The 22,165-nt window shown below is 62.0% G+C and carries 13 protein-coding genes and 2 riboswitches; of the genes, 7 read left to right on the plus strand and 6 right to left on the minus strand.

Annotated features, from left to right (window positions below; genetic code table 11):
* Positions 1 to 16: 16 nt before the first annotated feature.
* Genes C4J90_RS14850 through cobW form a run of 3 tightly spaced genes read right to left on the minus strand, consistent with a single transcriptional unit; the run spans position 17 to position 5,841 of the window.
* Positions 17 to 1,015, minus strand: coding sequence for an ATP-binding protein (locus C4J90_RS14850; protein WP_124363110.1), 999 nt, complete (start codon positions 1,013 to 1,015; stop codon positions 17 to 19).
* Positions 1,015 to 4,776, minus strand: a complete 3,762-nt coding sequence (cobN, locus tag C4J90_RS14855; protein WP_124420182.1) for a cobaltochelatase subunit CobN — start codon at positions 4,774 to 4,776, stop codon at positions 1,015 to 1,017. The genes C4J90_RS14850 and cobN overlap by 1 nt, the downstream gene beginning before the upstream one ends.
* Before the next feature lie 3 nt (positions 4,777 to 4,779).
* Positions 4,780 to 5,841: a cobalamin biosynthesis protein CobW gene (gene cobW, locus C4J90_RS14860; protein ID WP_124420183.1), complete on the minus strand. Its 1,062-nt coding sequence runs from the start codon at positions 5,839 to 5,841 to the stop codon at positions 4,780 to 4,782.
* Positions 5,842 to 5,933: 92 nt separating this feature from the next.
* Positions 5,934 to 6,134, minus strand: a riboswitch (cobalamin riboswitch).
* A 48-nt stretch (positions 6,135 to 6,182) separates the two neighbouring features.
* Between cobW and C4J90_RS27175 the strand changes: the two genes are divergently transcribed.
* The 6 genes from C4J90_RS27175 (at position 6,183) to cobM (ending at position 9,273) form a co-directional block, all read left to right on the plus strand.
* Positions 6,183 to 6,317, plus strand: a complete 135-nt coding sequence (locus C4J90_RS27175; protein ID WP_256658867.1) for a hypothetical protein — start codon at positions 6,183 to 6,185, stop codon at positions 6,315 to 6,317.
* A 44-nt stretch (positions 6,318 to 6,361) separates the two neighbouring features.
* Complete coding sequence (locus C4J90_RS14865) at positions 6,362 to 6,793, plus strand: hypothetical protein (RefSeq protein ID WP_177413407.1); 432 nt, start codon at positions 6,362 to 6,364, stop codon at positions 6,791 to 6,793.
* Between the two features lie 67 nt (positions 6,794 to 6,860).
* Positions 6,861 to 7,062: riboswitch (cobalamin riboswitch) on the plus strand.
* A gap of 96 nt (positions 7,063 to 7,158) precedes the next feature.
* The gene (locus C4J90_RS14870) at positions 7,159 to 7,347 is read left to right on the plus strand and encodes a CbtB domain-containing protein (RefSeq protein ID WP_124363113.1); all 189 of its coding nucleotides are present in this window, start codon (positions 7,159 to 7,161) and stop codon (positions 7,345 to 7,347) included.
* Positions 7,348 to 7,358: 11 nt separating this feature from the next.
* A complete protein-coding gene (locus C4J90_RS14875) occupies positions 7,359 to 8,063 on the plus strand; it encodes a CbtA family protein (RefSeq protein ID WP_124420184.1) in 705 nt (234 codons plus the stop codon).
* Positions 8,060 to 8,452, plus strand: a complete 393-nt coding sequence (locus C4J90_RS14880) for a cobalamin biosynthesis protein (protein ID WP_124420185.1) — start codon at positions 8,060 to 8,062, stop codon at positions 8,450 to 8,452. Before C4J90_RS14875 ends, C4J90_RS14880 begins: the two co-directional genes overlap by 4 nt.
* 71 nt (positions 8,453 to 8,523) lie before the next feature.
* Positions 8,524 to 9,273, plus strand: a complete 750-nt coding sequence (gene cobM, locus C4J90_RS14885) for a precorrin-4 C(11)-methyltransferase (RefSeq protein WP_124420186.1) — start codon at positions 8,524 to 8,526, stop codon at positions 9,271 to 9,273.
* Positions 9,274 to 9,413: 140 nt separating this feature from the next.
* Here cobM and nfuA read toward each other — a convergent pair whose 3' ends face one another.
* Complete coding sequence (gene nfuA / locus C4J90_RS14890) at positions 9,414 to 9,998, minus strand: Fe-S biogenesis protein NfuA (protein WP_124420187.1); 585 nt, start codon at positions 9,996 to 9,998, stop codon at positions 9,414 to 9,416.
* 59 nt (positions 9,999 to 10,057) lie between these two features.
* On the minus strand, positions 10,058 to 11,080 hold the full coding sequence (locus tag C4J90_RS14895; protein WP_124363117.1) for an acyltransferase: 1,023 nt from the start codon (positions 11,078 to 11,080) through the stop codon (positions 10,058 to 10,060).
* A gap of 249 nt (positions 11,081 to 11,329) precedes the next feature.
* Here C4J90_RS14895 and metH point away from each other — a divergent pair, with 249 nt between their 5' ends.
* A complete protein-coding gene (gene metH, locus C4J90_RS14900) occupies positions 11,330 to 15,040 on the plus strand; it encodes a methionine synthase (protein WP_124420188.1) in 3,711 nt (1,236 codons plus the stop codon).
* A gap of 53 nt (positions 15,041 to 15,093) precedes the next feature.
* Here the strand turns inward: metH and C4J90_RS14905 are convergent, their stop codons facing one another.
* On the minus strand, positions 15,094 to 22,086 hold the full coding sequence (locus C4J90_RS14905; protein ID WP_164488020.1) for an NEL-type E3 ubiquitin ligase domain-containing protein: 6,993 nt from the start codon (positions 22,084 to 22,086) through the stop codon (positions 15,094 to 15,096).
* Positions 22,087 to 22,165: the final 79 nt, after the last annotated feature.

The following is a 22,165-nucleotide window of genomic DNA, read 5'->3' on the forward strand; positions in this document are numbered from 1 at the left end:
GGTCGGGGGCGAATGCCTAGGGCTTTTTTGGCCAGGTGGGCACATCGCGACGGGAACCGGTGGTCAGGGCCGGCGCAGGCATGTCGCCCCATTGGCCTTGGCCCGGCGAGGTATCCGAGGGTTGCGGCGACTGCCCTGGATTCGGCGGGCTGGCCGGTGGCGACTGTTCCTGGCGCCGGTGACGCAAGGCAAATTCCGCAACCGCTTCAATGTCTTCTTCGGCAATCCTGTCAGCGCCCCGCCACGCGGCATGAGCGCGGGCGCCACGCAGCCAGACCAGGTCGGCGCGCAAACCGTCGACGCCTGCGGCAAAGCAGCGTTCGGTAATCTGCGCCAAGGCGTGATCATCCAGCTCAATACCGTCCAGCCGCGCCCGCGCCTGGGTGCAACGCTCGCGCAGCGCCGCCTGCGGCGCATTCCACTGCTGACAGAACGCAGCGGGATCACGGTCGAAATCCAGGCGACGACGAATAATCTGCCCTCGCTCGGTGGGCAGCGTTTGCCCGCTCAACGCCACGTTGAAACCAAAGCGGTCGAGGAGCTGTGGGCGCAACTCCCCCTCCTCCGGGTTCATCGTGCCGATCAGCACAAACCGCGCCGAGTGGCGATGGGAGATGCCGTCACGCTCGATCAGATTGGTGCCGCTGGCGGCCACGTCCAACAACAGATCGACCAAGTGATCGGGCAACAGGTTGACTTCATCGACATACAACACGCCGCCATCGGCCTTGGCCAGCACGCCGGGGGAAAACTGTGCGCGGCCCTCGCCGAGCGCGGCGTCCAGGTCCAGGGTGCCAACCAGGCGCTCCTCGGTAGCGCCCAGGGGCAAGGTGACGAACTGCCCACTGGCGAGCAGGTCTGCCAGGCCACGGGCCAGGGTGGACTTGGCCATGCCGCGCGGGCCTTCGATCAGCACGCCGCCGATTTGAGGATCGATCGCGGTCAGGCACAGCGCCAGTTTCAGCGCGTCGGCACCGACCACGGCGGCCAGCGGGAAATGCGGAATATCGGTCATCAGCGGTCTTCTTCTATATCCAGCAACAGGTTTTCCAACGCTTCGCGGTAGGCGCCCGGCGCTTGCCACATGCCGCGCTGCTGGGCTTCGAGCATGCGCTCGGTCATGTCGCGCAGGGCGTCGGGGTTGTGTTGTTGCACAAAGGCGCGGGTATCGGGGTCGAGCAGATAGGCGTCGGCGAGCAACGCGTACTGGTGGTCGTCGATCAGCGCCGTGGTGGCGTCGAAGGCGAACAGGTTGTCCACGGTCGCGGCCATTTCAAACGCGCCTTTATAGCCGTGACGCTTCACGCCCTCGATCCACTTCGGGTTGGCCGCGCGGGAACGAATGACTCGGTTGAGCTCTTCCTTCAAGGTGCGGATCTTCGGCAGGTCCGGCTGGCTGTGGTCGCCGTGATAGCTGGCGGCTTTGGCGCCGCTCAAGGTTTCCACGGCGGCGAGCATGCCGCCCTGGAATTGATAGTAGTCATTGGAGTCGAGCACATCGTGTTCGCGGTTGTCCTGGTTCTGCAACACCGCCTGCACCTGGCCCAAGCGCTGGGCGAACTGCTCGCGGGCAGCGGTGCCTTCGTCAGCGCCGCCATAGGCGTAGCCGCCCCAGTTCAGGTAGACCTCGGCCAGGTCCTCGCGGCTTTGCCACAGGCGGCCGTCGATCGCGCCCTGCACGCCCGCGCCATAGGCACCCGGCTTGGCGCCGAAAATGCGCCAGCCGGCCTGTTTCGCCGCAGCCTCTTCATCCAGGCCCGATTCGCGCAAGGCCTGGCGCTCACTGCGCACCTTGGCGGCCAGAGGGTTCATGTCGTCCGGCTCGTCCAGGGCGGCGACCGCTTGCACCGCCGCATCGAACAGGCGGATCAGGTTGGCGAAGGCATCGCGGAAGAAGCCTGACACGCGCAACGTCACGTCGACGCGGGGACGATCCAACAGGCTGATCGGCAGGATCTCGAAGTCATCCACGCGCTGGCTGCCGGTGGCCCAGACCGGCCGCACGCCCATCAGCGCCATGGCCTGGGCGATATCGTCGCCGCCGGTGCGCATGGTGGCCGTGCCCCACACCGACAGGCCCAGCTGGCGCAGATGGTCGCCGTGGTCCTGCAGATGCCGTTCGAGCAGCAGGTTGGCCGACTGGAACCCAATGCGCCAGGCCGTGGTGGTCGGCAGGTTGCGCACGTCCACCGTGAAGAAATTGCGCCCGGTGGGCAGCACATCCAGGCGGCCGCGGCTCGGCGCGCCGCTGGGGCCGGCCGGCACGAAGCGACCGCTCAAGGCGTCCAGCAGGCCGCGCATTTCGGCCGGGCCGCAGGCATCCAGACGCGGCGCCACGACCACGCGCAGGCTTTCGACAACAGCCTTCACGTCCTCCCAGCCAGGCTCCTCCAACTCTTCCCGCGGCCCCTCCAGCACCTGCTCGATCAAGCGCGCCGCGTACAGCTCCAGACGCTCGCGGGTGTCGCCGGCGGTGCGCCATACCTGCGCGTCGAGGTCGCGCAACACCTCGGGCCGACGCCCGGTCCACGGCTCGGCGAGCGCGCAGTCCAGGGGGTCGAAGCCCAGGTCGAACGCCTTGGCCAGCACCCGTAACAGGCTCGATTGCGCGCCACGGCCATCGCCCCGGGGGATGCGCAACAAGGCCAGCAAGGTATCGATGCGCAAGCGCCCTGCTGGCGACTCGCCAAAGATGTGCAGGCCGTCGCGGATCTGGGATTCCTTCAAGTCACACAGGTAGGTATCCAGGCGCGGCAACCAACTGTCGGCATCGGCATTGCCGTCCAGCTCAAGCTCCTGGTCGATATGGGTTTCGCGCACCAGCTTGAGAATGTCTTTCTGCAGTTCCAGCGCGCGTCGTGGGTCGAGCAACTGCGCTTCATAATATTCGTCGGCCAGCAGCTCCAGGTTGCGCAGCGGGCCGTAGGTTTCGGCGCGGGTCAGGGGCGGCATCAAATGGTCAATGATCACCGCCTGGGTGCGACGTTTGGCCTGGGCGCCCTCGCCGGGATCGTTGACGATAAACGGGTAGATATTCGGCAGCGGGCCGAGCAGCACGTCCGGCCAGCAGTTCTCCGACAGGCCCACGCCCTTGCCCGGCAGCCATTCGAGGTTGCCGTGCTTGCCCACGTGAATCAGCGCATGGGCGCCGTAGGTATGGCGCAGCCAGAAATAGAACGCCAGATAGCCGTGGGGCGGCACCAGGTCGGGGTCGTGATACACCGCACTCGGGTCGACCTGGTAACCGCGCGCCGGCTGGATGCCCACAAAGGTTTGATCCAGGCGCAGGCCGGCGATCATCAGGCGACCGTCGCGGCACATCGGGTCCTGATGGGGCGCGCCCCAGCGCTCCAGCACCGCCTGGCGATTGGCTTCGGGCAGGCGTTGGAACATCGCCGCGTAGTCGTCCAGCGCAAGGCTCTGATGACACGGGCGCAGGTCGAGGCTGTCGAGGTCGTTGGTGACGCCGCCCAGCAACGCATGGATCAAGGCCGTGCCGCTGTCCGGCAAGGTGGCAGGCACCGGATACCCTTCGGCGTGCAGCGCGCGCAGGATATTCAGCGCCGCCGCCGGCGTATCCAGGCCCACACCGTTACCGATACGGCCGTCGCGGGTGGGGTAGTTAGCCAGGATCAAGGCCACGCGCTTGTGCGCATTCGGCACCCGCGCCAGCTCGACCCAGCGGCGCGCAAGTTCGGCGACAAAATCCATGCGTTCGGGCGCGGCGCGGTAGCACACCACGTCCGACTGGCTGCGCTCACTGCGCCAGGCCAGGTCCTTGAAGCTGATCGGCCGGCTGATGATGCGCCCGTCCAACTCCGGCAAGGCGATGTGCATCGCCAGGTCGCGAGGGCCCAGGCCTTGCGCGCTGGCCTGCCAGCCGGGTTGGTTGTCCTGGGCGCAGATCGCCTGGATCACCGGGATATTGCGGCGAAACGGGCGCAGATGCGGCGCTTCGGGGCTCGATTGAGCAAAGCCGGTGGTGTTGAGGATCACCGCCGCCTGCACCTCATCCAACAGGTCTTCGACCACCGCCAGGCAACCGGGCTCTTTCAGACTGGCCACTGCGATCGGTAACGGGTTAAGGCCCGCCGCCTGCAGGCGCTGGCAGAACACATCGATAAACCCGGTATTGGCGGCCTGCAAGTGCGAGCGGTAGAACAGCACCGCCGCCACCGGAAAATCAGCCTGCCACTGCGCCTGCCAATCAGCCAGGTGGGCGTTGGCGGTGTGCGGGTGGTAGATCGAGGTGCGCGGCAAGCTCTGCGGCTCAGCCCAGGCATAGTCGCGCCCCAGATAGCCGGCGGCCAGGCAGCGATAGAAATCCAGCGCGTTACCCAGGCCACCCTGGCGCAGGAACTGCCACAGCCGGTCACGCTCGGGCGCCTCCACGGTGCTCAAGCCGCTGAGTTCCGGGTCTGGGCGATCATCCCCCGGCACCAGGATCAGCGTAACGCCACGCTCGGCCAACGCCACCAGGCGCTCGACGCCATAGCGCCAGTAACCGATGCCGCCATGCAGCGAAATCAGGATGACCTTGGCGTGGCGCAGCACGTCATCGACGTACAGGTCGACCGAGGCATGGTTCTGCACCTGCATCGGGTTGGCCAGGCGCAGGCTGGGGTAATCCTCGGGCAACTGCCGGGCCGCCTCGGCAAGCAGCGCCAGGCTGGAATCGCCGCTGCACAGGATCACCAACTCGGCAGGGGTTTGGCCAAGGTCGGCGATGTTGTCGTCCGCGACGAAGCCACCGGGCTGGGTCCTGAGCAGGTGCATGGGTCAGGCGCTGATGGCGGCGCGCAGTTGCGCTTCAAGGCCTGCCGCGTCAAGCGCCTGGCCGATCAGCACCAGGCGTGTGGTGCGTGCCTCACCGGCGCCCCAGGCACGGTCGAAATGCTTGTCGAAACGTGTGCCCACGCCCTGGATCAGCAGGCGCATCGGTTTGTTCGGGATGGCGGCGAAGCCCTTGACGCGCAGGATGCCGTGCTGCACCACCAATTGCGTCAGGGCGTCGAGCAGTAGGGCTTCGTCGGCTGGCGGCAGGTCGATGGAGATGGAGTCGAACGCGTCGTGGTCGTGATCGTCCTCACCTTCATGATGATGGTCGTGATGGCTATGGCGCGCATCGATATGCTCCTCGGAGCCGGCGCCCAGACCGATCAGCACGTCCAGTGGTACGCGACCGCTGCTGGCTTCGATGACTTTCACCGCCGGCGGCAACTCCTCGGCCACTTCCAGGCGCACGCGGGCCAGGTCTTCGGCGCTGATCAGGTCGGCCTTGTTGAGGATCACCAGGTCGGCACTGGCCAGTTGGTCGGCGAACAGCTCGTGCAGGGGCGACTCGTGGTCCAGGTTCGGGTCGAGCTTGCGCTGGGCGTCGACCTGGTCCGGGAACGCGGCGAAGGTGCCAGCGGCCACGGCCGGGCTGTCGACCACGGTGATCACCGCGTCCACGGTGCAGGCATTGCGGATTTCCGGCCATTGGAAGGCCTGGACCAGCGGCTTGGGCAGGGCCAGGCCCGAGGTTTCGATGAGGATATGGTCGAGGTCGCCACGCCGGGCCACCAGTTCGCGCATCACCGGGAAGAACTCTTCCTGCACGGTGCAGCACAGGCAGCCATTGGCCAACTCGTACACGCGGCCGTTGGCTTCTTCTTCGGTGCAACCGATGGAGCACTGCTTGAGGATGTCCCCGTCAATGCCCAGCTCGCCGAATTCGTTAACGATCACCGCAATGCGACGGCCCTGGGCGTTGTCGAGCATATGGCGCAGCAGCGTGGTTTTGCCCGAGCCGAGGAAACCGGTAACGATGGTGACGGGGAGTTTAGCCAGTGTTTTCATCGGATGCCCTTTGGGGCGGGCATACGGGACGATAGGCCCTGCGACGGCGCGCAGCAGCGGATTTCGTCACCGGATCACCCCGCCCGGTTGAATTGAAAAATCGCGTGCGAGGCAGGTCTCCTGGCTTGGGGCTTGCGGGTCTTGCGACCGGCGCTGACTGCGCCTTCCCGCCGGATCGGCAGTGGCGTGGCAGTCAGTAGAACCCTTCACAGTTGCGGGGGCAGCCGCGGCTTGAACCGCGTTCCCTTCTTAGCTTCGGCCTGGGCCGAAGAACCTCGAAGGTGCAAGGCTACGCAGTGCGTGGGGGCGGGTCAATGTCGGCGGTGCCGGACTTGGCGCTTATGCTTGAACCTACCCCTGCAAACTCAGCAGAAATGTCTGCTTGCGCCTTGAAATACAGCGAAAAACTTGCACAGGAACGCCTTGGCAGCAGGCACCACGTAATTGAAGCAAATGCCGTCGATCAGCGTGATTGACGACAGGATTGTCACTCCACTGCAAAAATAGAGAGTTATTCAGAATGCTGCCACTATCCAACCTAAACACGCCGATGTTATTTCCTCGCCCCTCGCCCGAACATACTGTGCAGAAACGAGCGACGTCGAACTTCCCAAACCCGCACTGCAGTGTAGGCAACAAACAACTGCTCAGCATGATTAAAGAGCACTTCCGCGAGTACGCTACGGGCGCCAACGATCGCTATGTAAACTTCAACGAGCTGAAAGAGGCAGCGGGATTGTGCCCTACCACCAGAACGTTTTCCGCAGAAGCGACTGCAGCGGCCAAAGAACTGCTTGAACGCCCAAAACTGCTGCGTGAACTGGACATCGGGATTGGTTTTTTGGGCTTTGCGGGCAGTGAAGACCAACGATTTGACATCCAAAATCTAGATCGCCTGATCAAGGTCAACCGCAGGACTGTAACGTTCTGTCGCCAGGGAAAATGGATTTGATCGCCTGAAACAAGCGCTCTCCTGGCGGGGCACCGCCTATTTGACGCACATCAGTGGAGCGTGTTCTCCTACACATCTTGTTTCGGGTGCCCTATCACAGGGTGAAACGGGAAACCGGTGAGTCACGCGTTGTGACGAGTCCGGTGCTGCCCCCGCAACGGTAAGCGAGCGAAGCGTCAAATCCACTGTGCTGTGCATGGGAAGGAGATGCTTGACAGGCCAAGCGCCCCTCGCAAGCCCGGAGACCGGCCCGAAGAATTCAGATAACAAACCCGCGGTGGGCGGGCGCTGTTCAGAACCCTGCGTGCCCGGCTCGCGGGGTTTTCATGCGCTCGTTTCACCCTGACACCCAGAAGGGACGCGCCATGTCGATCATCAGCAGCACCTCGCACACCGCCAGCAACTCCGCCACCCTGGGCCAACGCCTGACCGCCGCCATCGGCGCGTCGATCCTCGGCGCGTGCCTGGTGTATTTCGCCGGTTTCTCGCACATCGAAGCCGTGCACAACGCTGCTCACGATACCCGCCACAGCGCCGCGTTCCCGTGCCACTGAGACCTGCCGACATGATCAAGCGTATTGCCCAAACCGCAGGTTTCACAGGCTTGCTGGCCGCCCTGCTGCTGACCCTGCTGCAAAGCTTCTGGGTCGCCCCGCTGATTCTGCAGGCGGAAACCTTTGAAAACGCCCCGGCAGCCACCGAACCGGCGCATGAACATGCCGCAGGCGCCGCCGGCCACACCCACGATGCCGAAGCCTGGGAACCGGAAGACGGCTGGCAGCGCGTGCTGTCCACAACCGGTGGCAACCTGGTAGTTGCCGTCGGGTTCGCCCTGATGCTGGCCGGCCTCTACACGCTGCGCGCACCGACCCGCACGGCCCAAGGCCTGCTGTGGGGTCTGGCCGGTTACGCGACCTTCGTGCTGGCGCCGACCCTGGGCCTGCCGCCAGAGCTGCCGGGCACCGCTGCCGCTGACCTGGCCCAACGCCAGATCTGGTGGGTCGGTACTGCCGCCTCTACCGCCGCCGGTATTGCGCTGATCGTGTTCGGCCGCAACTGGCTGCTCAAAGTGCTGGGCGTGGCGATCCTGGCCGTGCCGCATGTGGTCGGTGCGCCGCAACCGCAAATGCATTCGATGCTCGCGCCAGAAGCCCTGGAGGCCCAGTTCAAGATCGCGTCGCAGCTGACCAACGTGGCGTTCTGGCTGGCACTGGGCCTGATCAGCGCCTGGCTGTTCCGCCGCAACCGCGACGATCAATACTCGGCATGACCCTGGTGGTCGGCCTGGGCTGCCAGCGCGGTTGTGATCTTCACACTCTGCTGAGCCTCTTTGACACCGCCCTCGCCGAGGGCGGGATTGAACGCCAAAGCATTACCGCACTGGCAAGTATCGACCTCAAGCGCGAGGAACCGGGGCTGCTCGCCCTGTCCCGATTACTGGGCTTGCCGTTGCAATGTTTCAGCGCTGAACAACTGGCCGTCTATGAAGATCGGCTGAGCCATAAATCGGCCGTTGCCTTTACGCATACCGGCTGCCATGGGGTCGCCGAAAGCGCTGCCCTGGCCCTCGCCGAACATCTCGCCAACGCCCCCGCACGCCTGCTGATCACCCGCAAAAAAAACGCCCAGGCCACCTTTGCATTGGCCTGCACCGGCTAAAACCTCGATAATCGTCCCTTCCGATCATGAGCAATCTTCATGCTCGCCCGTTTTTTCGACAGGAATCCCCCATGACCGTCTACTTCATCGGCGCCGGCCCCGGCGATCCGGAACTGATTACCGTCAAAGGCCAGCGGCTGATTCGCAGTTGCCCGGTGATCATCTACGCGGGCTCGTTGGTGCCAACGGCGGTGCTGGAAGGTCATAACGCTGAACACGTGGTCAACAGCGCTGAACTGCACTTGGAGCAGATCATCGATTTGATCAAGGTCGCCCACGCAAATGGCCAGGATGTGGCACGCGTGCACTCCGGCGATCCGAGCCTGTACGGCGCGATTGGCGAGCAGATTCGTTACTTGCGCGAGCTGGGCATACCGTTCCAGATCATTCCTGGCGTCACCGCAGTAGCGGCGTGTGCAGCGCTGCTTGAGACCGAGCTGACCTTGCCGGACATCGCCCAAAGCGTAATCCTGACGCGCTACGCCGATAAAACCAGCATGCCGCCGGGCGAAGACATCGACAGCATGGCGCGACACGGCACGACCATGGCGATTCACCTGGGGGTCAACCACCTGGAGAAAATCGTCGCCGAACTGTTGCCGCATTACGGCGCGGACTGCCCGATCGCCGTGGTGCATCGGGCGACGTGGCCGGATCAGGATTGGGCAGTTGGTACGCTTGAGGATATTGTGGCCAAGGTTGAGGTAAAAGGTTTCCGGCGTACCGCGCTGATCCTGGTGGGCCGCGTGCTGACCAATAACAGCTTCAGCGAGTCATCGCTTTACCGTGCCGGCCATGCCCATCTCTATCGCCCCGGATAAACACCGCCAAAACTGTGGGAGGGGGGCTTGCTCCCACAGTTAATGTTCTGCGCCAGCAATGTCGCGCAACTCATTGAAAAAAAACAATAAAAAACGGCGCTCACGGGGCGCCGTTTTTATGCTCGCAGTGAACACCTTACTCAGTAGTAGGCGTTTTCTTTCTGCGTGTGGTCAGTCACGTCGCGTACGCCCTTGAGCTCTGGAATACGCTCCAGCAGGGTGCGCTCGATGCCTTCGCGCAGAGTCACATCCGCTTGGCCACAGCCCTGGCAGCCGCCGCCGAATTTCAATACGGCGATGCCGTCTTCAACCACATCGATCAAGCTGACCTGACCGCCGTGGCTGGCCAGCCCCGGGTTGATCTCGGTCTGCAGGTAATAGTTGATGCGCTCGTTGACCGGGCTGTCGACGTTGACGTTCGGCACCTTGGCGTTCGGCGCCTTGATGGTCAACTGGCCGCCCATACGGTCGGTGGCGTAGTCGACTACGGCGTCGTCGAGGAAGGCTTCGCTGAAGTTGTCGATATACGCGGTGAAGCTTTTCAGCCCCAGAGCGGTGTCTTCAGGTTTCTCTTCCCCAGGCTTGCAGTAGGCAATGCAAGTCTCGGCGTACTGGGTGCCGGGCTGGGTGATAAAGACGCGGATGCCGATGCCTGGGGTGTTCTGCTTGGACAGCAGGTCAGCCAGGTAATCGTGGGCGGCGTCGGTAATGGTTATGGCAGTCATGGAAACTCCTCACAGGCTTGCCGGCAGTTTACGCCAAATCATTACAGAGGTACAAAGTCCTAGTATTTTTGTCGGGATAAAGTTAACCGTTGGTCGCCATCGAACCAGCCTTTGAGCAGGCGATAACTGCCCTTTTCCAGCCATTGGTAACTGCCGAGGGCGCCAAGCCCGATGATGACCACGCACACAGCGAGCACGGCATAGGGGTTCAGGCCATAGCGCTGTGCAGCATAACCACCGGCCGACAGCACCAGCACGTGCAGCAGATACACGGAATAGGAGCAATCGCCCAGGACCTTGAGCAGACGGTTGCCTTCGAAAAACCGCTCCAGCGCCATGCACCCCATCACCAGCACCGCGCTGGGCAGGCCCCAGGTCAGGGCGCGTGGTGAGGCTGGCCAATGGTAGATCGCCAACAGCGCACCGGCGATTCCCAGCAGAGGCAGCCACAATCCGGGACGAATCCCGCCCTTGCGGTACAGCATGCCGATGCCGATCCCCATCAGGAATTCGATGACGATATCCGAACGATAGAACGCGCTGATCCAGCCAAATGAGGTCCACGTTTCGCACACCGCGAACAGCAACGCCGCCACCACCAGCAGCCGCCATTGCCGACGAAACAGCAGCGCCCAGGCGAACAGCAGGTAGAACAGCATCTCGTAGTTGAGCGTCCAGCCGACGTTCAGGGTCGGGTACACCCCATAGCCACCGGGGTTCTCGGACGGGATAAACAGCAGTGACATCAACAGATGGGCGGCATCCACACTCTGGTCCGGCAACATCGGCCGGGCGACCACCACCAGCAGCGCCATCAGCAGGGTGTAAAACCAATAGGCCGGTACGATCCGCAGCAGGCGATACAGCAAAAACCGCCACGGTGGCAGGTCCTTGTCCTGGGTAGACAGGAAAATCACCAGACCGCTGATCACGAAAAACACATCCACGCCCGCCGCGCCTTTTTCGACAAACAGCCGACCCAAAGCGCTGTCCGCCTTGAAGCCGAAGAAAATCTGCATGAAGTGGTGCCCCACTACCGTCCAGGCCGCCAGGGCGCGCAACGCCTGTACCGAAATCAACATCGCCCGCCCACTCCCAGTACATTCACATAAAGCTGGGACCCTCGTGGACGGTCAAAGGTCGATCAAAGATTCTCGCAGCGGTTCAGCTCGGTCGGCGTGCGTGGACACTAAAAGACGTCGTCAGCACATAGACCGCCTTCGACGCGCGATCAACATGAGCGATATTCATGCAAAACCCGGGCATGCTCCAAAAGCGCACAGGTTTGCTATGATCCACGCCCTCCGTAATGCCTGACTTAGAGTAGTCCCATGTCCGATCGTAGCGCTCGTCTGCAAGCCCTCCACCAAGCCCTCAAGGAACGCATCCTGATCCTTGACGGCGGCATGGGCACGATGATCCAGAGCTATAAGCTCGAGGAACAGGACTACCGTGGCAAACGCTTCGCCGACTGGCCAAGCGACGTCAAGGGCAACAACGACTTGCTGGTGCTTACCCGCCCTGACGTGATTGGCGGAATTGAAAAGGCCTACCTGGATGCCGGTGCCGACATCCTTGAAACCAACACCTTCAACGCCACGCGCATTTCCATGGCCGACTACGGCATGGAAGAGCTGGCCTATGAATTAAACGTGGAAGGCGCGCGCCTGGCACGTAAAGTGGCCGACGCCAAGACCCTCGAGAACCCGGCCAAGCCGCGCTTCGTCGCCGGCGTTCTCGGCCCCACCAGCCGCACCTGCTCGCTGTCGCCGGACGTGAACAACCCCGGCTACCGCAACGTGACCTTCGATCAATTGGTGGAAAACTACACCGAGGCCACCAAGGGCCTGATCGAAGGCGGCGCCGACCTGATCCTGATCGAAACGATCTTCGACACCCTTAACGCCAAAGCCGCGATCTTCGCGGTGCAAGGCGTGTTCGAGGAACTGGGCGTAGAGCTGCCGATCATGATTTCCGGCACCATCACCGATGCCTCCGGGCGCACCTTGTCCGGCCAGACCACCGAAGCGTTCTGGAACTCCGTAGCCCACGCCAAGCCCCTCTCGGTCGGCTTGAACTGCGCCCTCGGCGCCAGCGAACTGCGCCCATACCTGGAAGAATTGTCGAACAAGGCCAATACCCACGTTTCCGCGCACCCTAACGCCGGCCTGCCCAACGAGTTCGGCGAGTACGACGAACTGCCCTCGGAAACGGCCAAGGTCATCGAAGAGTTCGCCCAGAGCGGCTTCCTCAATATCGTCGGTGGCTGCTGCGGCACCACGCCGGGGCATATCGAAGCCATCGCCAAGGCCGTGGCCGGTTATGCGCCGCGCTCGATCCCGGACATTCCCAAGGCCTGCCGCCTGTCCGGCCTGGAGCCGTTCACCATCGATCGCAGCTCGTTGTTCGTCAACGTCGGCGAGCGCACCAACATCACCGGTTCCGCCAAGTTCGCCCGGCTGATCCGTGAGGACAACTACACCGAAGCCCTGGAAGTCGCCCTGCAGCAGGTCGAAGCCGGCGCCCAGGTGATCGACATCAACATGGACGAGGGCATGCTCGACTCGAAGAAGGCCATGGTGACCTTCCTCAACCTGATCGCCGGCGAACCGGACATCTCTCGCGTGCCGATCATGATCGACTCCTCCAAATGGGAAGTGATCGAAGCCGGCCTCAAGTGCATCCAGGGCAAGGGCATCGTCAACTCCATCAGCATGAAGGAAGGCGTGGAGCAGTTCATTCACCACGCCAAGCTGTGCAAGCGCTATGGCGCAGCCGTGGTGGTGATGGCGTTCGACGAAGCCGGCCAGGCCGACACCGAAGCGCGCAAGAAGGAAATCTGCAAACGCTCCTATGACATCCTGGTCAATGAAGTGGGCTTCCCGCCGGAAGACATCATCTTCGACCCGAACATCTTCGCGGTCGCCACCGGCATCGAAGAGCACAACAACTACGCCGTCGACTTCATCAACGCCTGCGCCTACATCCGCGACGAGTTGCCCTATGCGCTGACCTCCGGTGGCGTGTCCAACGTGTCGTTTTCATTCCGTGGCAACAACCCGGTGCGCGAGGCGATCCACTCGGTGTTCCTGCTGTATGCGATTCGCAACGGGCTGACCATGGGTATCGTCAACGCCGGCCAACTGGAGATTTATGACCAGATCCCGGCCGAGCTGCGCGATGCGGTGGAAGACGTGGTGCTCAACCGCACCCCGGACGGCACCGACGCCCTGCTCGCCATCGCCGACAAGTACAAGGGCGACGGCAGCGTCAAGGAGGCCGAGACCGAAGAGTGGCGTGGCTGGCCGGTGAACAAGCGCCTGGAACACGCGCTGGTCAAGGGCATTACCACGCACATTGTCGAAGACACCGAAGAGTCGCGACTGTCGTTCGCGCGTCCGATCGAGGTGATCGAAGGCCCGCTGATGTCCGGGATGAACATCGTCGGTGACCTGTTCGGCGCCGGCAAAATGTTCCTGCCCCAGGTGGTCAAGTCCGCCCGCGTGATGAAGCAGGCCGTGGCCCATCTGATTCCCTTTATCGAGCTGGAGAAGGGCGACAAACCCGAGGCCAAGGGCAAAATCCTGATGGCCACGGTCAAGGGCGACGTGCACGACATCGGCAAGAATATCGTCGGCGTGGTGCTGGGGTGCAACGGCTATGACATCGTCGACCTCGGCGTGATGGTCCCGGCAGAAAAGATCCTGCAGGTTGCCAAGGAACAGAAGTGCGACATCATCGGCCTGTCCGGCTTGATCACTCCGTCCCTGGACGAGATGGTACACGTGGCCCGCGAGATGCAGCGCCAGGATTTCCACCTGCCACTGATGATCGGTGGCGCAACCACCTCCAAGGCGCACACGGCAGTGAAAATCGAGCCCAAGTACAGCAATGACGCGGTGATCTACGTGACCGACGCCTCGCGTGCCGTGGGCGTGGCCACGCAGTTACTGTCCAAGGAATTGAAAGCCGGTTTCGTCGAGAAAACCCGCCTGGAATACATCGACGTACGCGAGCGCACCGCCAACCGCAGCGCCCGCACCGAACGCCTGAGCTACCCGGCGGCGATTGCCAAGAAGCCGCAGTTCGACTGGAGCACGTACACCCCGGTCAAGCCGACCTTTACCGGTACCAGGGTGCTGGAGAATATCGACCTCAACGTGCTGGCCGAGTACATCGACTGGACGCCGTTCTTCATTTCCTGGGACCTGGCCGGCAAATTCCCACGCATCCTTACCGATGAAGTGGTGGGTGAAGCGGCCACCGCGCTGTATGCCGATGCCCGGGAAATGCTCAGGAAGTTGATCGATGAAAAACTCATCAGCGCCCGTGCGGTGTTCGGCTTCTGGCCGACCAACCAGGTGCAGGACGATGACCTGGAAGTCTATGGCGAAGACGGCCAGCCGATCGCCCGGCTGCACCACCTGCGCCAGCAGATCATCAAGACCGACGGCAAGCCGAATTTCTCCCTGGCCGACTTTGTCGCGCCCAAGGACAGCGGCGTGACCGACTACATCGGTGGCTTCATCACCACCGCCGGCATCGGCGCCGAAGAGGTCGCCAAGGCCTATCAGGACGCCGGCGACGACTACAACTCGATCATGGTCAAGGCCCTCGCCGACCGCCTGGCCGAAGCCTGCGCCGAGTGGTTGCACCAGCAAGTGCGTAAAGAGCACTGGGGCTACGCCAAGGACGAACAGCTGGACAACGAAGCGCTGATCAAGGAGCAATACAGCGGCATCCGCCCTGCCCCAGGCTACCCGGCGTGCCCGGACCACACCGAGAAGGCCCAGTTGTTCCAACTGCTCGACCCCGAGGCCCGGGAAATGCAGGCCGGCCGCAGCGGCGTGTTCCTCACCGAGCACTATGCGATGTTCCCGGCGGCAGCCGTCAGTGGCTGGTACTTCGCCCACCCACAGGCGCAGTACTTTGCCGTCGGCAAGGTCGACAAGGACCAGGTGCTGAGCTACACCGCGCGCAAGGGCCAGGACCTGAGCGTGACCGAGCGCTGGCTGGCGCCGAACCTGGGCTACGACAACTGATAGGCTCTTGCGTCCGTGCAGGGGCTTGTCGAGCCCCTGCACGGACGTGCGCCCTACAGACCCAGCCGGGTGCGTTCCCTCGCGGTCAGCTTGATGGCCAGGGCGGTTTCCTGTTCAGCCCGCTTGCGGCCCAACTCTGCATACTCACGTAAATAGTGCGCGCCTGCGTCGGGGTAACGATCATCCAGGGCGTCGATTTGTGTGGCGATGTCGTCGGCCAAGGCCCTGAACTCGACAGCGTACGTCCTTCTCAAGTAGTCCACCCAGTAGGTGCGTTCAACCAGGCTCTGGACAAAGGCATCGCGGCCTTCGTTTTCAATGATGCTGTCATACGCAGTATCCAGGGCCGCCGAGGTCACGTTGGCGACGTTTGTATAGATCATGCCATGGGGTTGGCTCGGCAGATCCAGACGCTGGGCCAATCCAATACGGTAAGCCAGGCGAATTTCCGCTGGGTCGGCGCCTGGCCGCCCGCGAATGGCCTCTTCGGCATGCCTCTCGACGGCATCAAGGCGGCTCATGCGCCTGGCCAACCGGAACAATTCGCTACCTTCCTGCGCAGGCGTCACGCTACTGCGCACGTTGAACTCATAGACAGCCGTTTCAAGGTCGTTGAACACCAGAATTCGACCATCGCCGCATGTCACCCTGACCTGTGCCGCACTTGCCCTGGCAAATACGTCCGAGCGCAGAGAGCGGTTTGCATAGAGCGCATCCAGGACCCGCCACACCCGCGTTGTCATATCCGCTGGATTGCGCTGGAAATCCCGGGTATTGCGCAATTGCGACAAGGTGAAGAAAAAGGCAGCGCTGTCAGGCTCGGCCCGTAGTTCGTCCCAGGCTTGCTCCCGCTCCGAACCCTCAGCCACGTCGGCGAACCAGCGGTCTCGCTGCACTTGGGGGGGTTCGATTTCCGGGTGCTCATCGAAATCCGACTGCTCATCGGAGCTTTCGGACTCTTCAGAATGATAGCCTGCGATCATTTCTTCGATGTCCTCGAGGGTAAAGCCCAGGCCATTGCCGGTGCGCAGCAGATGCGTTCGCAAAGCTTCGAACTCATCCTCAAGCAGCAGGTTGTCGTACAGGTCGGTGCCGGCCATCAACGCCTGATGCCTGAGGCTAAGGGCCTCGGGTGGGATGACCTCTATCCGGTTGTTACGCAGGTTCAACGAGCGTAAGCGCGGCGCCTGAAGCACGCCCGCCGGCCACTCGGTCAATACGTTGTCGCTCAGGTTCAAGGTTTGCACCTGCGACATACCGCTCACATCCAGCTCGGGCAGCAGGTTTTCATTCAGGTTCAAGCTTTCCAACAGGGGCATATTCAGCAGTTGTCGGCGCAGCGCCGGCGCGTCTCGCAAGTTATTACGGGCAGCGTCCAGATGCCGCAGCGAACGAAATTCACTCACGGCATCGGGCAATACCGTCAGGTCGTTGTTGCCCAGGGTCAAGGTGTCGATATGGCGAAACGTGCGCAGAAACTCATTGGAGCCTTGATCCGTAATCCTGACCCCGCTCAGGTCTAGATCGCGGACATGGGGGAGCAGGCTGGGTAGCGCCGGCAAATCCCCCAGCGTCAGCCCGGACAGAGTCAATTGGTGCAGGCCTTGCGGCGCCGGTACCGGCAGCCCTTCGCGAAGGCAATAGCGCCAGCTGGACAGCATCCGTCCTGCCGCCCGGTGCCGGTCGAGGGCGTTGATCCAGCGCCCGTTGTCACGGATACCGCGAATATCGATCCATTCATTCAAAGCCTCGACCCATTGGCGGTGCTGCCCCTCCCACTCCACTAGGCGATCCTCTATTTCAATCGCACTCAGCCCATCGCTGCTCAACGCGTCGATGCGCGCCACGGCCTGCGCGGTGTCCAGGCTTGGGTCCAGGCGCTGCATGCGCGCCGCGGCAGTCATCGGCGCCGCTGCGCCCTCAACCGATAAGGGCAGCGGAAACAGAAGGCCAGGATTTTGTTCAACGCCCTCAGGGAAGTACTCAGGAACGCCGCCCGTTCTGCCTTGCTCCAGAAACACACGGGAAATGCCCAGCGGGCTCTCGCTTCCCAGGCGTTGGCCGATCGTCTGTACCTGCGCCACGGTAGCCGCCGTAAGACGACAGCCGCGCAGGTTCAAGTTGGACAGCAATGGGTCATGGCCGGTCAACGCCGCCTTGGGAATCGTGGTTATCGCGCTATGGCTCAGGTCTAGTTGCCGCAGGGAAGTCGACTGCAACGCGCCCACAGGCCAATCACGAATGGCTGTGTGCCCCAGGTCGAGGGTCGTCAACTGCGGGAGACGGCTGATATCCAGCGTTCGGACGGGGTTAAATTGCAGATTCAGAGAGGTCAGGTTCGTCAGACTATTCAAGCGGGCCTGGATCGTGGGGGTGACGTGCAACAGGTTGCGGGAAAAATCCAGGGAACGCAGGGACGTCATCTCAGTCAGGGTTGAAGGCAGGCTGGTCAGGTCGTTATTGGCAAGGTCCAAGTGCTCCACTTGGCTGAACCGCCCCAGAAAGGTCTCAAGCTCCGTGAGCGGTACTCGCACGCCTGCCAGGTTCAAGACACGTACATGGGAAAAGCCGGCTGCCGGTAACGACGGTAAATCGACCAATCCACCGCCTGAAAGGTCGAGGCGCATCTCTGGCGTAGCGGTCTGTGTAGACGGCACCGGTCTTGTACCCGGCGCCAGACGCTGGCCCAGGCCCTCTTGCCAGGAGACGAGTATGCGATCCGCAGCCTGTTGACGATTAAACGAGTCTGCCCAGTTATCCGGGTCAACCGGAGTGCGCGTCGACCACTGCTGCACCTCCTGGGTCAAATTACGTTGCTCGTCGCGTAAGGCGTTAAGCCGATCGAGCTGTTCAATGGCGGGTACCCGCTGCAGTCTGAATGCCTCAAGAACGTTGAAGAGTGTGGCCGCATCACCGCCCGTCATGTAGAACAGTGAGCCCTCTACGTACGACCGAACCATGGCCTCTTCATCCACAAGATGCGCTGTGTTGTCACGCACGTGTTCATAGGCCTGAATGAATGCCTGCTGTTCAAACTGCCCCCAGTTCATCCGCAGCCCGCGCCATAGGTTCTCATGGCCGGTGAACATCTGCGGCGGTATGGAGGTGATCGGTGTGGACGCCAGGTTGAGGCTGCCCAGGTGCTCAAGCCCGAGGACACCTTCCGGCCAGGTCGCCAGCGATCCGGACACATGCAGGCTGCGCAGGTTTACCAGGCCGCCGACATCCAACCGGTCCATGCCGCCTGACAGGGACAGCTGTTCAAGTTGCGTCATGCGATTGATCGATTGCAATACTTCATCAGGGACGACGGGCGAGGACGAAGGCCTGGAGGATTCCAGGTCCGTGAATACCAGCTCAGTGATATCCGACAAGCTCGCCAGCCGTTCGGCGATCGCATTGCGGGTGGAGGCGTCGACGTGTAGCTCAAGGCGTCGCACATTCGGGAACTGGCGGATAAGCGCCGTTCCCTGGGCGTCAAGCAGCGCCGCACCCGACATATTCAAAGTACGCACATGGGAAAAATCGGCGTTCAATGGGGGTAACCTTGACTCACCGAATAGGCTCAAGCTGCTGAAAGGAGCGCCGCCACGATTCAGGCCATTGCGCCAACAGTCGATGACGTTGCCAGCCACTCGTAGACGATCCAGGTCACTTCCCGCCCAGGGTTCAAGGGCATTGCGCAAGCCATCGATTTCTCGCTGGCGATTGGCCAACAGGTTGAAAATCTGTTGCGGGTGTTCACCGCTGGCCAGGTGTCTGTCCACAAAAAGCCTGGCTATGGGGTCAGACACATTTGGGTAGATATCTCGCACCCGCGTGACCAAGCGATCAATATCGCCTGCCGCCGCTCCCCTCCCCGACAACTCATACCCCAGGCGGCCGCCCGGCAGGCGCAGGGACGGTCGCGACCGGGGCGCCCGTTGTCCGAGAATACCCGCCATTTCGCTGCGATGGCTGCTCGCATAGTTGACTAGCGTCTGCTTCAACAGGCCATCCTGACCGGTCGATGGAATACCTATCCCATTACGGAATTCATCTGGCAAGGCATGCAGGATCGATTGATAGAAGTTGCGGCTGGTGGGCGAGACGCTATGCATGGCCTCGCCTTGTTCATCATGCGCCTGGAAGCTGTCGCCTTCCTTGACCAGGTATTTGCGCATCGCGGCGTTCTCTGCGCCGATACTGTCCAGCAGCGGCCCGCGAAAGGTGTCGCCGCGCAGTTCCAGCCGCAACCCTCCCGGCCAACCCGGCAGCAGCTCCAGGCTGTGCAAGGCCAGGCGGTCGCTGTCCAGGCTCGCTAGATTCTCGCGGTGCAGGCCGGCGATCGCGCGGTTCAGGCGATGCTGTTGCAGGTGAATGCGCGCCAGGTCATCCAGGCGCGTCGGCACCCTGCCCTTATTCAAGCGATTGCGCTCGCTCTGGGTAGCGGCGTCCATCACCTCGTTCAAGGCCTGACGCGGTAAAGATGGGTAGCGTCGGCCCAGTACGCTGGTGTCGGGCACCGTCGGCATCCTTGATTGCCACAGGCTATCGAACAGCGCACGCTGCCTCTTCAGCGCATGGTCCGCCAGGCGCTTGTTGAACTCTTCTTCTCGGGTCAGCCCGTTCCAACCCGACGCACTCCCCAGCAGGCGGTCGATTTCGTCCGCGCTCATCCGGGACAGCACCTTCTCGCCCAGCTTGCCGGCTCGTACCTCGCCACGGGTGAGCTTGATGCTTACACCCGCGTTACTCGTTGACGGTGTCACACCATAGCGCTGGGACGCGCCCCAGGGCTCAGGCCCGTTGAACACTTCCAATATCCGGCCTTCCGGCCAGTGCGGCAGTTCTGTTATCAGCGGCAACACATACTCGAAGCGACTGCCTGACCCGAAACCGCGACGGATTTGCTCGATCACCTCGCCGACCTGCTGGTCGACACTGAACTGCTCCAGCGTTTCATCCAGTGCCGCTGGAATGGGCAAGCCGTCCACATGGACTTTGCGCAACACCGCGTCCTCAACGCCACTGACTTGGCCAATGGTGCGCAATACCTCGTCGGAGAACTCTTCGGTACGGTGGCCGAGCCGGCGCAGCAGCGTCAGACGGTCCCACTCCAATGGGCGCTCATGCATGTGCCGCCAGGCGCCGGCCTTGTTGTGTTCCAGAATGGGCTGGTACGCCTCAGGGTCATCGGGATGCTTGATCCGCCATTTGTTGACGGTTGGGTCGAGGGCCTGTTCGTACAAATCGCTATTCAACCGGACGTAGGTCTTGCCGTTGATTTCGTATTGTCCCAAAGCATTGGGACGAGCGCCGTCAGGCAACCTCACGACGCTTTTGTAAGGCGACAGATCGGGCTTCCACAACCGGGTCTGACCATTGGGCAGTTTGACCGGGTGCAGGTCCTCGATGACGGTCGAGGGCTTGATCGCCAGCAGCTTGCCTACCCCCTTGCCGGCAACGTGCAACAGAGCAATCAGCGCGAGGTTTTCCGCCAGGTCGATCAGGTGCGCCTTGGCGGCCTTACGATCACCTTCCGCCCACTCTATGGTCCCTTCAAACGCCTCGTACAGAAGCTGGCCAGCCATAAAGGCCAGCACGATTTCGCCCAGTACCGGCACAAAGCCCGCGAAGAAGGTCGCGGCGAAAAAGCCGATATTCAGCCAACTGGCGATTCTCTGCGCGCGCACCTTGGCATCGACCTCTGCGGTAGGCACCGCATGCGCCGCCGCGTCGTTGATGCTCTGAGTGCAACTGCAGTCAAACAGGTAGCCCCACAGGTCGAGGTTATCCCCCCAGAGCCCTTGCCCCTTTTGTCGGTACGGTGCGACATTCAGATAGGGGTCCTCCTCCACCTGTTGCGGGGGCTTCGGCAAAGGGGCTGGATTGGTGAGGCCAATAGGGAATGGCGTGAGCACATCCAGCACCTTACTGGCAGGTGGCGCTATGGACGCGAATTTTCTGGCCCGCGTGGTCTCGCCGTCCTTGGTGAACTGGCCGAAATAGTAGGGATGATCGCTATACGGCACGAACCGACTGAAGAATTTCTGGTAAGTGGTCGGGCTTGCCGCCTCAGGGGACGAGGTATCCGCAGCAGTGAATCGCTCCTTGAAGTACGCCTCCATCTCGCGAAAGGTAAAGCTTTTCATGGAATGCGTCTGATCATGCGGGACATAGACGATACATCCCTTCGCATAACGATATTTCTGGCACGGCATAAACACCACGCAGCCAGTCAAGCGGCGCTTCATGAGACCCAGGTCGCAAAACCAGACGGGTTGCCCTCGCAATTGCGGGAACACCTCACCATCAATCACCGACAGCACCATTGCATGCTCCTCGACATCGATGTCTTTTTGCAGCAGAGCCAGCTCGGCGGCGGCGCGCATCGTTGCCTTCTGGTTCGCAATGAACTGCCGGCGCAGTGTGGCGGCCTTCATGAGATCGGTGGGTTGGAGAAATGCCTTGATATGGGTTTGATACTTCGCACCGACATCCAGCGTCCGGCAGAGCGTCAAGAACTGATGAACCTCGAGGTTGACGGTCACTTGGGTAAAGGTATCGGGCGTCGCGCCCTGTTCCATGAAACCGGAGGAATGATGAAATGCACCCTCTGCGGCTTCAGAGACTTCAAAGTTATGTTTCGTCGCTTCCAGCAAGCTAAGCTTCAGGAACTCAAAATTTCCCAGCTCTATATAACCCGCTTTCGTGGTTTTTCTTAGGCTGATCCATGTCTTGCGTACGTCCAGCACCACGCCGTACTGATCGTTCAGCGCCTTGAGCAGCAAGGACTCGGCGAAGGCGTCGATGCTCTGCAAGTCGGCCATGGTCTTGTCGAGCGTCGTTTGCGCGGTGAAGCTCGCGGTGAAATAGTCATGTAGCTGCTTGCGTTGCGCGGAGGTGGCGTCCAGATAGGCCTGGGGTAACACCGCATCGGTGTGCTTGAGCTCGGCACGCCGCGCAGACGGGGCGTTCAACAGCCATTGAGGCAGCGATTTTTTCAGGAGTTTGCCATGCAGGCTTTCGGTAATGTGGTGCACAGGCACAGTTGTAATGGTCATGGTGTCTCTCTCTGGGAAATAGAGTGACAGCACACCATTACTAGCCATCGCGAAGGCGGTAGTGAGCTATATGGCCCGC

The organism is Pseudomonas sp. R2-60-08W (assembly GCF_003852335.1).
Lineage (GTDB): Bacteria > Pseudomonadota > Gammaproteobacteria > Pseudomonadales > Pseudomonadaceae > Aquipseudomonas.